This window comes from Dorea sp. 210702-DFI.3.17 (assembly GCF_020560825.1).
GTDB classification, from domain to species: Bacteria; Bacillota; Clostridia; order Lachnospirales; family Lachnospiraceae; genus Dorea; species Dorea formicigenerans.
Window position 1 is genome coordinate 1 of sequence record NZ_JAJCNB010000047.1, and the last position, 14,774, is coordinate 14,774.

The following is a 14,774-nucleotide window of genomic DNA, read 5'->3' on the forward strand; positions in this document are numbered from 1 at the left end:
CGAAACACTCCGTAGATGAAAATACTACTTCAGCACCAGCAGTTTTTACGCACTCTGCGATAGCTGGTCCCGGAATTCCATCACGGTCTCCGATAATTATTGCTTTTTTCCCTTCAAGAATAGCCATAATTATTCTTCTCCTTTCTCTTTATTAAATATTATTAAGGTGTATATGATAAAGAATTACCTCTAAAATCTTAGATGTATTTCTTGATCATCGCTTCGATTGTCTCCGGTGTACAATCGTCCTTCACAAGCTCATCTACTTTCTCTCCATCTTTGTAGATAGCCATAACCGGAAGGCCAAGAATCTTCTGACCAATTGCCAGACGACGTGCTTTTGTTGTGTTAAGAGATGTAAATTTTAATTTGTCACCATATGTATCAGCGAACTCGTGTACCTTTGGCATAAGTGCTGCACACGGAACACATCCATCTCCAAAAAAGTCTACAAATACATAACCATCTGCCTCCAGAACCTCTGTCTGGAATGTATTCTTATCTACTTCTAACATTTTAAAAATCCTCCTAAATCGAACCATACTTTACTTTGAACATTCTTCTATGGTTCTTTTATTACAAATAATTTCATTCAAGTAAACCGACGGAATGCCTGATTAAGCCATGCTTCTTTCTACCTGAACTGCTGCGATTGCTCCGTCAGCGGCTGCTGTAACAACCTGTCTTAAGCTCTTCACACGCACATCACCGGCTGCGTATACACCCGGGATATTGGTGTGCATATCTGCATCTGTTGGGATGTATCCTCTCTCATCCATCTCGACGCTGCCTTTGAAGATGTCTGAATTAGGAATTGTGCCGATAAATCCGAATACTCCGAACATTCCATCGTCTTCATCTGCTTCAATCTTAGTAACTTCACCGGTTTTTACGTTCTTAACTGTCATCCAGGAAAGGATTCCATCTCCTCCAACTTCCTCAACAACTGTATCCCACATAAAGTGAAGTTTGTCGTTCTTGAAAGCTTTCTCCTGAATGGATTTCGCTGCACGTAACTCATCACGTCTGTGAATAATTGTAACTTTTCTTGCAAATTTTGTAAGATACATAGCTTCCTCAACCGCGGAATCTCCACCGCCAACTACATATACTTCAAAATCTTCAAAGAAGTTCGCGTCACAAGTTGCACAGTAAGAAACTCCTCTTCCAAGGAACTCTGCCTCGCCCTTGCAACCGATTGGTCTTGCATGAGCACCTGTAGCAATGATGATATTCTTTGCCTGGTACTCACCTTTCTCACCTTTGAGCACCTTTACCTCTCCCTCAAGTGATACTTCTTTAATTGTGTCAGATACTCGCTCAGCTCCGAACTTCTTAGCCTGCTCTGTCATACGTGCGATCAGAGACGGACCAGATTCTGGCTGATCCACAACCTGTCCTGGATAATTCTCAATCTCGTCTGTGATTGAGATCTGTCCACCGTCCTGTCCTTTCTCAACAATCAAAACAGACAGGCGGCTTCTGCCTGCATAGAGACCTGCTGCTAATCCTGCAGGACCTGCACCCAGAACAATTACGTCATAAATCTTGCTCATCTTTTTTATTCCTCTTTTCTCTTTTTACATGGTTCCCCTATAATAAGCGCGCTTGTACTTATTGCCATGCATTTATAGTAACAACACATATTTCGCTTGTCAATATCTTTCAAATATTTTTCAATATGAATTTTTATTGGAAATTTTATTTATCCAATTTTTTATATATTTCAATTTTTATTTTTCACTTATCATCAAAATATGCTATGATAGAGACATCGTTTAAAAAGATTTTTCAGGAAAAGGATTATATAATTATGAGCGGAAATAATAAAGAAGCATTACAGCGTGAGAATACGATTCGTTTCATCGAGGCCGCAGAAGAACTTATTGATGAACATGGCATCGATAACGTATCTGTTCGTAAGATTGCCGAGAAAGCCGGCTTTCATAATTCCACTATTTATCTCTATTTTAAAGATGTAAACGAATTGATTCTTCTCGCTTCCATGAAGCATTTTAATGAATATAGCAAAGCGCTTGCAAGGCTGAGCAGTAAGAACTGGGATTCAACTGAGAATTTTTACTTTGTATGGAGATTCTTCGTAGAATCTATGTTAAAGAATCCGAAGATTTATTATAATTTTTTCTTCGGGAAACATGGACAGGATTTTGGCAGTCTGTTTAAGCGGTATTATGAATTATTTCCGGAGGAAGCTGACAAACTCTCACCGGACCTCATGGACATGTATTATGGAAAGAATATCCAAGAACGCTGCATGAAGCTTCTTCTCACGATCAAAGATAAGGATAACCAAATTACTTCTAAGAATATCAATATGATCAACACTATCATTGTAGCCAGTGTCAAATATATACTGGAACAAAAATGTATGGAACCCGAGCTGGATTCCGATATTCTGACCCGTGATCTGATGAATATAATCGAATATACAATTTCCAAATAGTCACATCGGAAATACAATTTTCCATTATAAGAAAAAGCTGCTGTAAATTCATGACCTATGATATACCATGAATTTACAGCAGCTTTTATTTTGTCTTCATTTTCACTGCGGATTCTTTTTCTGACCGCTGCTATCGAATGTATCCTTCATTATACGCCTGAACTTTATTAAATGCATATAATTCTGTATTTGTTGCATTTACATATGGTGCCACATAGAATACACCTGCGATTCCACACGTAATACCTGCCACGAGCGCCCAGCCAATAAATGAAAGGTCCAATATAAATGTCTCCATCTTCTGTCCATTCATCATTCGCTTGCTGATTGCAAATACCTGTTTAGAATCCATGCCCGGATTTTCAGCCAGTATATATGGAACCATCCGATATTCATAGGATTTGATAATTCCAGGCACCACCAATAACAATGACCACAATGCTATATACAAATCATAAAAAAACATGGTCTTTACAACATTTCCGTAATGTCCGGACTTGAATCCATCTAATAGATTTCCAAATGTTCCTGTCATGGTACGATTTTTAATAAAGAAACTGCATCCGCCAATTTTAAATACATTTCCTGCAAAAATTGTAAATGCAACAGTTGCAAGTACTACAATCAGCGTAACTGCCACCACGGCCATAGAAATCATAAAACCTCTGGCAGAATCTCCATAGTAATAATCACTTCCATAATGATGATAAGAAACACTGGTGTTGTTTCCTCCGATTCTTCCGATAACAGAACTTCCGCCTCCGGTCAGCGCTGCAAGTACAAGTGACACACCAACACAAGTCCAGTAATTTCTTTTAAATATTTCTTTTGCATTACGTTTCAATAGTTCCCTTGTCCACATATCTATTCCTCCTTTATTCACCATTCAAGATTCGTTCATTCAGATCATTCAGATAAACCCATCGGTCCATCTTCTCTTCCAACGCTTTTTCTGTCTCGTCTTTCTTCACCATAAGCTCACCAAGTTTCACAGAATTCGTTGCACTTTTCATCATCTCACTATCTAGATCTGCAATCTTTTGTTCCAGTACTTCAATTTCTTCATCAATTGTATCAAACTCGCGCTGTTCTTTAAAGGAAAACTTCAGCTTTTTCTCTCTACGTTTCCATGCGTCCTGCGAATTTGCAGAATTATTGTCATTTTCATCTGATTCTGAATTATCTTTTCCACTTGAAGCGTTCTGTGCTTTCAGACTGGCAGAAACATTCCCGCTTTCCGGACTTTCCAGTTCTTTGCGGATCAGGTAATCTGAATATCCTCCTTCAAACTGACGGATCACTCCATTTCCTTCGAAAGAAAAAATGCGGTTCACAGTACGATCCAGGAAATAACGGTCATGGGATACGATGATAATGATTCCATCAAATCGATCCAGATAATCTTCCAGAATGGTCAGTGTCTGAATATCCAGGTCATTGGTCGGCTCATCCAGGATCAAAACGTTCGGCGAACTCATCAACACACGCAGAAGAAACAGTCTTCTCCGCTCACCACCAGATAATTTTTCAATAGGTGACCACTGCATTGCCCCATCAAACAAGAAATTTTCAAGCATCTGGGAAGCTGTGATCCTGCCATCTGAAGTCTGGATATACTCTCCTACTTCCTTAACATAATCGATGACACGCATCTTACCATCCATCTCTTCATTTTCCTGCGAGAAGTACCCCATGCGGATCGTCTGGCCAATTTCTATCGTACCGGCATCCGGTTCCACATTTCCATAAATCATCTTCAAAAGTGTGGACTTTCCACAACCATTCGGTCCGATAATTCCAATCCTGTCATTTTTCAGGAAAATATACTCATAATTATCAATCAGTTTTTTATCCCCATAGGATTTGCACAGTCCGGACACTTCAATCGTCTTATTTCCCATTCGGGATGCCACCGAATCCATAGCAACACGGCGTTCTTCCTGGATATCTTTCATCTCCTGCATGGCTTTGATCCTGTCAATGTGCGCTTTCTGCTTTGTACTTCTCGCTCTCGCACCGCGGCTCAGCCACTCAAGCTCTGTACGCAACAGACTCTTTCGTTTTCTCTGAGTAGCAAATGCCATATTCTGGCGTTCCTCTTTGAGTTTTACAAACTCCGAATAACTTCCCGGGTAATTATAAAGATTTCCATGATCTACCTCCACGATCCGATTTGCAACGCGGTCCAGGAAATAACGGTCATGCGTCACCATGAGAATTGCTCCCCTAAACCTGATCAGATACTCCTCCAGCCACTCAGACATCGCGTTGTCCAAATGGTTCGTCGGCTCGTCCAGTACCAAAATATCTGCCGGTGTCAAAAGAGCGTTCACAAGTGCCACTCTTTTCTTCTGTCCTCCGGACATATGCGACATCTTTTCTTCATAGTCTGAAAACCCAAGCTGATTCAGCATAGATTTTGCCTCTGCTTCCATCGTCCACTGATCTGTATCACTGATGATTCCACGCACTGCTGCCTGAAGTACCGTCTCTTCCTCTCCAAACACCGGTGTCTGTGGCAGATAACATATCTTTACCGTATTTCCCATACTGAGCTTTCCGGAATCGTATTCCTCCACACCAGCCACAATTTTCAAAAGTGTAGATTTTCCCATACCATTGATTCCGATGACTCCGATTTTTTCATTCTCATTTATTCCAAAAGCCACATCATCTAAAAGCACACGGTCTGTATATGCTTTTGTGACGTGTTCCATCGTCAGTAAATTCATATTGTTTCATACTCCTTCGCTTTCTTCGCGTTTTATCATTATACTACAGAAATATAAAAGATACCAGTAGCAAAAGGCAGAAGTACACTGCATAAAAAGGCGAAAAAAAGACTGCTATTTTACGAATTGGGGGTTCGTAAAATAGCAGTCTTTCATTTTACATATCCTATTTCTACTCTGCTTCCCGGATTTTCTGTCTGACTTTCAAAATCATTCCCGGAGCTACTGATAATTCATCAATACCCATTTTCAAAAATGTCTCTGTCAGAGTCACATCTGCTCCGAGTTCTCCGCAGATACCGATCCATTTTCCTTCTGCATGAGCGCTCTCTGCTGCCATACGGATCATAGCAAGTACTGCCGGGTGATGAGAATCATAAAAATCCTCCAGCTTCTGATTCTGCCTGTCAATAGCCAGTGTATACTGTGTCAGATCATTGGTTCCGACACTGAAGAAATCAACTTCTTTCGCCAGTTCACGGCTTACCATAACTGCTGCCGGTGTCTCAATCATAATTCCAAGTTCTACATCTTCCCGAAAAGCTGCTCCTTCTGTGCGAAGTTCTGCTTTGACTTCCTCAATGATTTCTTTGATTTTCTTTACTTCTGCTACCGAAATAATCATCGGGAACATAATAGATATCTGTCCATAAGCGGATGCACGATAGAGCGCACGAAGCTGTGTTTTAAAAATCTCAGGTCTTGTCAGGCAAATTCGGATTGCACGATATCCAAGTGCCGGATTATCCTCTTTATCAAGTTTAAAATAATCTACCTGCTTGTCAGCTCCGATATCTAAAGTACGGATAATGACCTTTTTCCCGGCCATCGTCTCAGCAACCTTTTTATATACTGCAAACTGCTGCTCTTCTGTTGGATAAGTATCACTTTCCAGATACAAAAATTCACTTCGAAATAATCCGATACCGCCGGCATCATTCTTAAGAACCGCTCCTACATCTGCCAGGTTTCCAATATTTGCGTAGACATTCACTTTCTGGCCACTCTTTGTCACATTCTCTTTGCCTTTGAGCTGATTCAGAAGTTCTTTCTGTTCCTGATCTTTCTTCTGCTTTTTCTGCATGGAAGCCATAGTCTCTTCATCCGGATCAATATAGACTTTTCCATCTACTCCATCTACAATTGCGACCTTACCATCATATTCTTCTTTCAACGCTTCACCAAGACCGATCACTGCTGGAATATTCATGGTTCTTGCAAGAATCGCCGTATGAGAATTAGCAGAGCCATACATGGTCACGAAGGACAACACCTTCTCTTTGTCAAGCTGAACAGTTTCACTTGGCACCAGATCATCTGCTGCAATGATCACAGGTTCATCCATCACCATAACAGTTTCATTCTGACTGGATAATACCTGAAGGAGCCGCTCTGAGACATCTCTGACATCTGCTGCTCTTCCCTGCATATAAGCATCGTCCATAGCTTCAAAAATTGCTGCAAAGTTGTCCGCTGTCGCACCGATTGCATATTCTGCATTCACATCCTGGGTGCGAATAATATTTTCAATTGACTCTACATAGTCCGGATCCTCCAGCATTAACTGATGCGCCTCAAAAATCATGGCATTTGCCTCTCCCACATCTTCCAATGCTTTCTCATATAATCCTTTTAACAGTTCTAACGTCTTTGCTTTTGCATTCTGAAAGCGTTCTACTTCCGCCTCCACATCTTCCACACGGGTTCTCTTTATAGTAATCTCATTTCTCTTATAGAACTGGATTTTTCCAATTGCAACCCCGCCAAATACACTTTTACCTTCTAAAGTAATCATCATGATCCGACTCTCCTGTTTTCAAGATTCTCTTAATAATCCATTTCTCTGTGCTTTCCAAAAAGAAATGCTTCTTACAGGTTCTCTTTTAAAAATGTTTCAAGCTCTGCTGCTGCGATTTCTTCATCTTCACCATCTACAGTTACTGTAATCTCTGCTCCCTTTTTAGCGCCGAGTCCCATAACACCAAGAACTCCTTTTGCATTCACTTTTTTTTCTTCTGCCTCAATGTTAATATCGGACTTAAATCCTGCCGCTTTCTTTACTAACATAGTTGCTGGTCTTGCATGGATTCCTTCTGCGTCTGTAATTACATATTTAAATTCTTTCATCGTTTTAATCTCCTTTTCTCATTTTTGACTCAATTATATTTAATATCTTTTTTTACTAACAACAATTCATTTATTTTTCTGTATTTAATGGCTTTTTCAGAAGCACGATTCCTGCCATTGTAATAACTGCTCCGATAACAAGTGCCACAAGGAACATCGGTGCATTTTCAATAATGCCGATTACAAACAGTCCACCGTGAGGTGCTCTGGATCCACAGCCAAATGCCATGGATAATGCTCCTGCTACTGCTGAGCCAACGACACAAGGTGGAATGATGCGGAGTGGATCAGATGCCGCAAACGGAATCGCTCCCTCTGTAATAAATGACATTCCCATAATGAAGTTCGTGACCGTTGTCTGCTGTTCGCTCTTTGTAAAACGATTCTTAAAAAGCAGTGTTGAAAGTGCAATTCCGATTGGAGGTGTCATACCGCCGATCATAACTGCTGCCATAATATCTATCTGTCCGCTGGCGATTGCCGCTGTACCAAATACATAAGCTGCTTTGTTAAATGGACCTCCGAAGTCGATAGACATCATACCTCCAAGTACTGCACCAAGAAGGATTTTACTGGACTCTCCCATACTTGCAAGACAGTTATTCAGCCATGTGTTAAATGCTCCGATTGGTGGATTTACGAGGAAGATCATAATCACACCCATCAGTAAAATTCCAAAGAATGGATATAACAGTACCGGTTTTGTTCCTTCTAATGATTTTGGAAGTTTCTCAAGCAACTTCTTTAACAGCAACATCAGATATCCAGCTACAAATCCGGCAATCAGTGCTCCAAAGAATCCTGATGAAACCCACTGTTCTTCCGGAAGGAAAATGGAAGTTCCTGCTTTTGCAAGAAGTCCACCGACGATACCAGGCATGAGTGCCGGTCTGTCTCCGATCGCCATGGCAATGTATCCTGCCAGAATCGGGAACATCATACCAAATGCTGTATTACCTACTTTGTTAAAGAATGCTGCCAATGGTGTTCCACTACCAAAGCTTGAAGTTCCTGCATTCGCTCCATCTACAAGGAAGGATAATGCAATCAAAATTCCTCCACCAATGACAAATGGAAGCATGTGGGATACTCCGTTCATCAGACTCTTATAAATCTTACGGCCCAGGCTCTCATCTGCTACTTGGCCCTCTTCATCTTCACCGCCTGCGTGGTGGTATATCTTTACATTTCCACTGGTGGCTTCATTAAGAAGTTCCTCAGCCTTGCTGATTCCATTTGCCACCTTTGTCATGATGACTGGTTTGCCATCGAATCTTGCCATCTTTACATCTTTATCTGCTGCAATAATAATACAATCACAAGCTTCTATTTCCTGAGCTGTCAGCACATTTTTCGCACCACCGGAACCATTGGTCTCAACTTTAATCGTGATGCCCATTTCTTTCGCTTTATTTTCCAGACTTTCTGCCGCCATGTAAGTATGTGCGATTCCAGTCGGACATGCGGTAACTGCCAGCACCCGATATCCTGATTTTTCCGGCACTGTATGCATTACCTGTGTTTCATCTGATGTATTTTCTGAACTTTTTTCTTCCGTCTCATACTCTTCCGGGAATCTCTTTCTCTCTGCCTCATCAATACATTTGAAAAATGCGTCTACATTTTCCGCTTCCATAAGTCCGGTTCTGAAATCCGGATCCATAAGAAGCATGGACAGACGGCTTAACACTTCCAGATGCACATTGTCTTCTGTATCCGGTGCCGCAATCAGGAAAATGAGCTTCGCCGGCTCTCCATCCAGTGAATCATAATCTACCCCGTCTTTTACGACCATAGCTGCAAGTCCCGGTGCTTTTACTGCCGCTGTCTTGGCATGTGGAATCGCAATTCCTTCTCCGATTCCTGTTGTACTTTCCTCTTCTCTTGCAAATACGCCTTTCTTATAGGCTTCCACGTCTGCCAGGTTCCCTCCGGCAGCCATAAGTGCGACCATCTTCTCGATCGCCTCCGGCTTTGATGTAACTTTGCCGTTCAGTTCTACACTTTCCCGCTTTAACAGATCTACAATCTTCATTCTTTTTCCTCCTACAATCCGTATAATTCAGGTTCCTTCTCCAACAGTTTCACTACATCTTCTTTTTCTGCCAGCCAATACTCAAATGCGCTGGCACTTCCAGTTGCAATTCCAAGTTCAAATGCTTTCTCATAATCTCCGGTATTGAGATAACCGGTGACAAATCCTGCTACCATGGAATCTCCCGCTCCGACAGAATTGAGTACCTCTCCCTTCGGTGGTCTTCCCTGGTAGACTTTTCCATGTTCATCTAAAAGAATGGCTCCATCGCCTGCCATGGAAATCAATACATTTCTTGCCCCCATTTCTTTTAATTTTCCTGCATATTCGATGATTTCTTCATCTGTTTCAAGCTGAACTCCGAACATATCTCCCAACTCATGGTTGTTCGGCTTAATAAGAAATGGATGGTATTTCAGGACATTCATCAAGAGATCTTTTGTTGCGTCTACCACGATCCTGATCCCACGTCCATCAAGTCTTGCCATGATGCGTTCGTAAATGTCTTCCGGCAAGGTATTCGGAATACTTCCCGCAAGAACAAGTACATCTCCTTTGGTCAGTGCATCCAGTTTTTCGTAAAGCTTTCCGATGGCCTCTTCACTGATCCTTGGTCCCTGACCGTTGATTTCCGTCTCTTCACCGGCGTTGATTTTTACATTGATTCTGGTAAATCCGTTATCCAACTGGATAAAATCGGTATAACAGCCAAAATCATCCAACATCTTCTCCAATGCCTCTCCGGTAAATCCTGATACAAATCCGAGTGCTTTACTCTTATGTCCCAGATTTGAAAGTACCACGGAAACATTATTCCCCTTACCTCCGGGGTAAATGTTTTCTCTCGTTGTCCGGTTGATTTTTCCAGGTTCCAATTTTTCCGCCCCGATGACATAATCCAGAGACGGGTTAAATGTCACTGTGTAAATCATCTACTTAACCTCCACGATATTTTTATATTTTTTATAAGAAGAATCTTTAAGCTCTGTTGTAAGAATCTCAGCTTCTTTCATATCAGAAAATGTAATTGATGTTACCTGACCGATTTTGCTTGAATCTGCCAGTACAAAGCACTGTGCACACCGCTCCATCGCTTTTTTTTTGACCAGCGCTTCCTCACTGTCTGGTGTGGTAAGCCCCCTCTGTGGGTGAACTCCATTCGTTCCAAAAAATCCTTTTGTGAAATTGTACCGGTTCAGACTCTCCAATGCTTCCGCACCGACGATTGCCTCCGTCACACCTTTTAATTTCCCACCGATCAAAAGAACTTCATACCCCTTTTTCAAAAGCTTCTGCGCATGCCCGATCGCATTCGTCACAAAAACAGCTGACTCTTCATTCAATTCGTCAATCAGAAGATCTACACTACTTCCAGCGTCCAGATATACAAAATCATCTGCCTCTATCAGTTCAGCCGCATATACTGCGATTTTATGTTTTTCTTCTGTATTCCGGTCTCGTCTGACCGACAATTCTTCATCTCTTGTCCTCACGGAAGTTCCAACAGTTGTCGCTCCACCGTGAACCTTGATAAGAGTTCCACGCTTGTGAAGTTCTGTCAGATCTCTCCGCACCGTAGATTCTGACGTATTCAAAAGATCTGTCAGCTCTTGTACTGTCACAGTACCATGGCTTTCCACATATTTCTGAATTTCCCGGAATCTTTCTTCCGCCAGCATCAAATCACCTCTCAGTCATTTTCAGTCAACTTCGTTCATCTTCAATCACATAATATAATCATTTTCAGTCAGAGTCAATCATTTTCAGTCAAAATAATAGTCAAAAATTCATGTAGATTTTTTTGCAGATTGCACAATTAGGGATTAGTAGGATTGTATGATAAATAACGCAAAATCCTCACAGTGATATGACTTAAGCACGATGGAGTCGAGACGATTATCATCAAGAAGGGCTCTCCCGAACTTGATGATAGTTTATGGCTCGACGCAATGTTTCGTGCGCGGAATATCAATGTGAGGATTTTGCATTTTGTTATTATATTCAAGTCGAACTACTGTATCTCTCGGATCTTCTTTCTAAGTCCAAGTACCTGGTGTGGCGCTACGGACAGTTCGTCAATTCCAATCTGTACGAAGAATTCTGTCATGCTCAGATCTGCTGCCAGATCTCCACAGATGCTGATTCTTTTTCCCTCCAGATGTACATTGTTGGCTACGATTCGGATCATCTTCATCAAAGCCGGGTGGTATGGGTTATAATACTTGTCCAGTTTTGGATTTTCACGATCCATGCCAAGTGTAAGCTGCAACAGATCATTCGTTCCGATACTGAAGAAATCTACTTCTCTTGCCAGTTCTCCACTGATCATGACTGCTGCCGGAGTCTCGATCATGACTCCAATTTCAATATTCTCATTATAAGCAGTCTTTTCATCTTTCAATTGCTTCTTTGCCTTTTCAAGCAGGGCTTTTGCCGCTGCCACTTCCTCCATGGATGTAACCATCGGAAACATAATAGATACATTTCCAAGTGCAGAAGCTCTGAGAATCGCGCGAAACTGTGGAAGGAACAATTCTTCTTTTTCCATCATAATACGTATTCCACGCAGCCCAATCGCCGGATTTGCCTGTTCTCCAAGATCTACACTTTCTACCATCTTGTCACCGCCAAAATCTGCGATTCGGACAACAACACGGTTGGCTCCCATAGACTCTGCTGCCAGTTTATAAACTTGAAAGAGCTGCTCTTCGGAAGGCAGTTTGCTTCCCATTTCCATATACAGAAATTCGCTCCGGAATAATCCAATTCCACCGGCATCACTTCTTAAAACATTTTCAATATCTTCTCTTGTGCCTACATTGGCACAGATATCAATTCTCTGACCACTCTGGGTAATGTTCTCCTTACCTTTCAGACGTTCCAAATTCCTGACATGTCTCAGATTCGCATCCTTGCGTTCCCGCATCTTCGTTAGAGTTGCATAGTCAGGCTCAATATAAATCTTTCCTTCATAACCATCTATAATAATTGTCTTTCCGTCATATTCTTCTTTCAGAGATTCTCCAAGACCGATGACCGCCGGAATTCCTTTCGTTCTGGCCAGAACGGCAGTATGTGAATTAATTGTTCCGTACATAGTCACAAACCCCAGTACCTTTGCCTTATCGAACTGAAGCGCTTCACTTGGATATATATCTCTCGCAGCCATGACAAATGGCTCATCTGTCAGCATACGATCCTTCCAGCTTCGGGACAAGATGCGGATCACACGAATTGCCACGTCTCTGACATCTTCTTCTTTTCCCTGAATTGGATTATTCTGCTGATGACTACTGATTCGAATTAACTGTTCTACAGACGTCTGAACAATATACTCTGCGTTAAGTTTTTCTTCCAGAATCCTCTTTATAATATGATCTGTATATTCCTGATCCTCCAGGAGTTCCTTTTGCATCTCGAAGATTGCGGCATTTGCCTCACCGACTTCACGCACAGAAAGATCGTAGACAAGTTCCAGTTCAGCAATTGCTTTTTCTCTTGCTTTCTTATAACGCTGAATCTCCTTCTCTACATCTTTTACATAGATTCTTTTAATCTCTTTGATGTCTCTTTTATAAAATGTTAATTTCCCGATTGCAATACCTTCGGATATCTTTTTTCCTGTCAGTGTAATCATTCTTCTACAAAACCCCTGCTCATTATTATAAAGTAAAAATCATTTTAATACTCTATTCTACTTTACACGTCCGTGAACCATTCGTCAAGCAAATGGTTTCCGTATCTGACGAATTCCTTACATTTTTATGTTCTTTTTTGGTAAAAACATTACAAATATTCCATATTTTATTGACTTTTTTATTGATACATGCTAATGTGATAAAGCATTCTTAGTTATTTTTAATTTTTAGGGAGGTACTATCAATGAAAGGTACAGTTAAATGGTTTAACAACCAAAAAGGTTACGGTTTTATTTCTGATGAGTCCGGAAACGATGTTTTCGTACACTACTCAGGACTGAACATGGAAGGATTCAAGTCTCTTGAGGAAGGACAGGAAGTAGAATTCGACGTTACTGAGGGAGCTAAAGGACCTCAGGCTGTTAACGTAACTAAGCTTTAATCATGAATGATTTAATCATATTTTAGATGATGTACCTTTTATAATATATAAAAAGCAACTTTTATAGCATTTTGATATTTAAAAGACATACACATGAAATGAGATTAAGACAGCAATGACGAGAAAAATACCAGGCCTAAGGCCTGGTATTTTTATTAAACCATAAAACATATATCTAAAAAATCTGGTATATATGTCTGTCCTACCTATACAGCAATATGAAATACGATTTCGGATACAATTGGCATCGTTACAACGGACAAGATTGTAGTCAGCGCCACGCCTTTTGCTGCCAGTTCATAATCCCCTCCATACTGCTGAGACAGCATTGCACACATGCTCGCTGCCGGTGTTGCCATCATGACCAGAAATACTTCGCAGATCAACCGATTATCTATTACCTGACATACAAGAAGCATTGCAGCAACAGGGACAGCCAGTAATTTAATTAATGCAAATTTCAACAGTTTTACATCTGTGAACAAATCTTTCAATTCCATTGCAGCGATAGAAATACCAATCACCAGCATACTAAGCGGACCTGTCAGATTACTGAGTCCTGCTGAGAGAGAACAGATCATTTTCGGAACCGGGATCTGCATAAAAAACAAAACAATCGAAATAATCCCACTTATGGTTCCTATATTTATAATTCTTTTCCAATTTCCCTTTTCACCACCCCCACAGAGCGTCTGGATTCCCCATGTATAGCAGAGAATATTGAACATGATAGAAAACGGAACTGCATAGATCAGTGCTCCATTTCCATATGCTGCGGCAATCACCGGAAAGCCCATAAATCCAATATTATTAAAGGTAGTCATCATTTTATATACACCAATGTCTGACTTTTGTACACCAATCAGTCTTGGCAGGATCTGCGCAAGAATTAAGAAAAACGCATAAAAACATATTGCAAGCAATACAGTTACATAAAAATCTTTTTTCGCGATCTGTTCCTCATTGTTCACCACTGCTGATATTGCCAACATTGGATTCGCAACATTTACTACAAGCCAGGATAATTTCTTTCCAAATTCCTGATCAAAATATTCCTTTTTACATGCTACATACCCAATCATCATATAGACGAACAAAATCCCCATCTGCTGTAATAATACCATCTTTCATTCCTTTCTATTTTCCTCGTCCTCTTTTCAAATCTAAGATCTATTATATCATGAGAAAAAAACACCTCTGCACTTTTTACGATGCAGAGGCGTCACTTAAAAGGCTCCTTTGAACCTTTGACCGCATGCTTAATACTTAGCATCCTCAAACTTCAAGAATGCCTCGGCATTCTTGCTGCGAGGTGCGCGTCATGCAATTGCATGAC

The 14,774-nt window shown here is 40.9% G+C and carries 13 protein-coding genes and 1 pseudogene; 2 read left to right on the forward strand and 12 right to left on the reverse strand.

Annotation, left to right across the window (positions count from 1 at the left end; translation table 11 throughout):
* From LI149_RS13990 to trxB, 3 genes and pseudogenes are all read right to left on the reverse strand, one after another.
* Nucleotides 1–127 (reverse strand): annotated as a pseudogene (locus tag LI149_RS13990) (glycine/sarcosine/betaine reductase complex selenoprotein A); the annotation flags it as partial.
* Nucleotides 128–197: 70 nt separating this feature from the next.
* Nucleotides 198–515 (reverse strand): co-chaperone YbbN, encoded by a 318-nt coding sequence (locus tag LI149_RS13995; protein ID WP_005343166.1) that lies wholly within the window; start codon nucleotides 513–515, stop codon nucleotides 198–200.
* 102 nt (nucleotides 516–617) lie between these two features.
* Nucleotides 618–1,556, reverse strand: a complete 939-nt coding sequence (gene trxB / locus LI149_RS14000) for a thioredoxin-disulfide reductase (RefSeq protein WP_005333855.1) — start codon at nucleotides 1,554–1,556, stop codon at nucleotides 618–620.
* Between the two features lie 257 nt (nucleotides 1,557–1,813).
* Here trxB and LI149_RS14005 point away from each other — a divergent pair, with 257 nt between their 5' ends.
* Nucleotides 1,814–2,464, forward strand: coding sequence for a TetR/AcrR family transcriptional regulator (locus tag LI149_RS14005; protein ID WP_117493965.1), 651 nt, complete (start codon nucleotides 1,814–1,816; stop codon nucleotides 2,462–2,464).
* 130 nt (nucleotides 2,465–2,594) lie between these two features.
* Here the strand turns inward: LI149_RS14005 and LI149_RS14010 are convergent, their stop codons facing one another.
* The 8 genes from LI149_RS14010 to ptsP (LI149_RS14045) form a co-directional block, all read right to left on the reverse strand.
* Nucleotides 2,595–3,326 (reverse strand): DUF975 family protein, encoded by a 732-nt coding sequence (locus LI149_RS14010; RefSeq protein ID WP_227143531.1) that lies wholly within the window; start codon nucleotides 3,324–3,326, stop codon nucleotides 2,595–2,597.
* Between the two features lie 13 nt (nucleotides 3,327–3,339).
* Nucleotides 3,340–5,196 (reverse strand): ABC-F family ATP-binding cassette domain-containing protein, encoded by a 1,857-nt coding sequence (locus LI149_RS14015; RefSeq protein WP_118000981.1) that lies wholly within the window; start codon nucleotides 5,194–5,196, stop codon nucleotides 3,340–3,342.
* A 172-nt stretch (nucleotides 5,197–5,368) separates the two neighbouring features.
* A complete protein-coding gene (gene ptsP, locus LI149_RS14020; protein WP_173786315.1) occupies nucleotides 5,369–6,991 on the reverse strand; it encodes a phosphoenolpyruvate--protein phosphotransferase in 1,623 nt (540 codons plus the stop codon).
* A gap of 74 nt (nucleotides 6,992–7,065) precedes the next feature.
* A complete protein-coding gene (locus LI149_RS14025; RefSeq protein ID WP_173786310.1) occupies nucleotides 7,066–7,323 on the reverse strand; it encodes an HPr family phosphocarrier protein in 258 nt (85 codons plus the stop codon).
* 70 nt (nucleotides 7,324–7,393) lie between these two features.
* Nucleotides 7,394–9,358 carry a fructose-specific PTS transporter subunit EIIC gene (locus LI149_RS14030; RefSeq protein WP_022279025.1) on the reverse strand — a complete coding sequence of 655 codons (1,965 nt, stop codon included), beginning with the start codon at nucleotides 9,356–9,358 and terminating at the stop codon, nucleotides 7,394–7,396.
* Nucleotides 9,359–9,369: 11 nt separating this feature from the next.
* On the reverse strand, nucleotides 9,370–10,290 hold the full coding sequence (gene pfkB / locus LI149_RS14035) for a 1-phosphofructokinase (RefSeq protein WP_005333862.1): 921 nt from the start codon (nucleotides 10,288–10,290) through the stop codon (nucleotides 9,370–9,372).
* Nucleotides 10,291–11,037 (reverse strand): DeoR/GlpR family DNA-binding transcription regulator, encoded by a 747-nt coding sequence (locus LI149_RS14040; protein WP_227143532.1) that lies wholly within the window; start codon nucleotides 11,035–11,037, stop codon nucleotides 10,291–10,293.
* A 332-nt stretch (nucleotides 11,038–11,369) separates the two neighbouring features.
* On the reverse strand, nucleotides 11,370–12,995 hold the full coding sequence (ptsP, locus tag LI149_RS14045) for a phosphoenolpyruvate--protein phosphotransferase (protein WP_105308856.1): 1,626 nt from the start codon (nucleotides 12,993–12,995) through the stop codon (nucleotides 11,370–11,372).
* 245 nt (nucleotides 12,996–13,240) lie between these two features.
* Here ptsP (LI149_RS14045) and LI149_RS14050 point away from each other — a divergent pair, with 245 nt between their 5' ends.
* Nucleotides 13,241–13,438, forward strand: a complete 198-nt coding sequence (locus LI149_RS14050; RefSeq protein WP_005333869.1) for a cold-shock protein — start codon at nucleotides 13,241–13,243, stop codon at nucleotides 13,436–13,438.
* 206 nt (nucleotides 13,439–13,644) lie between these two features.
* On the opposite strand, the gene LI149_RS14055 is transcribed toward LI149_RS14050, so the two are convergent.
* Nucleotides 13,645–14,562, reverse strand: a complete 918-nt coding sequence (locus tag LI149_RS14055) for an AEC family transporter (RefSeq protein ID WP_005333873.1) — start codon at nucleotides 14,560–14,562, stop codon at nucleotides 13,645–13,647.
* Nucleotides 14,563–14,774 lie beyond the last annotated feature (212 nt).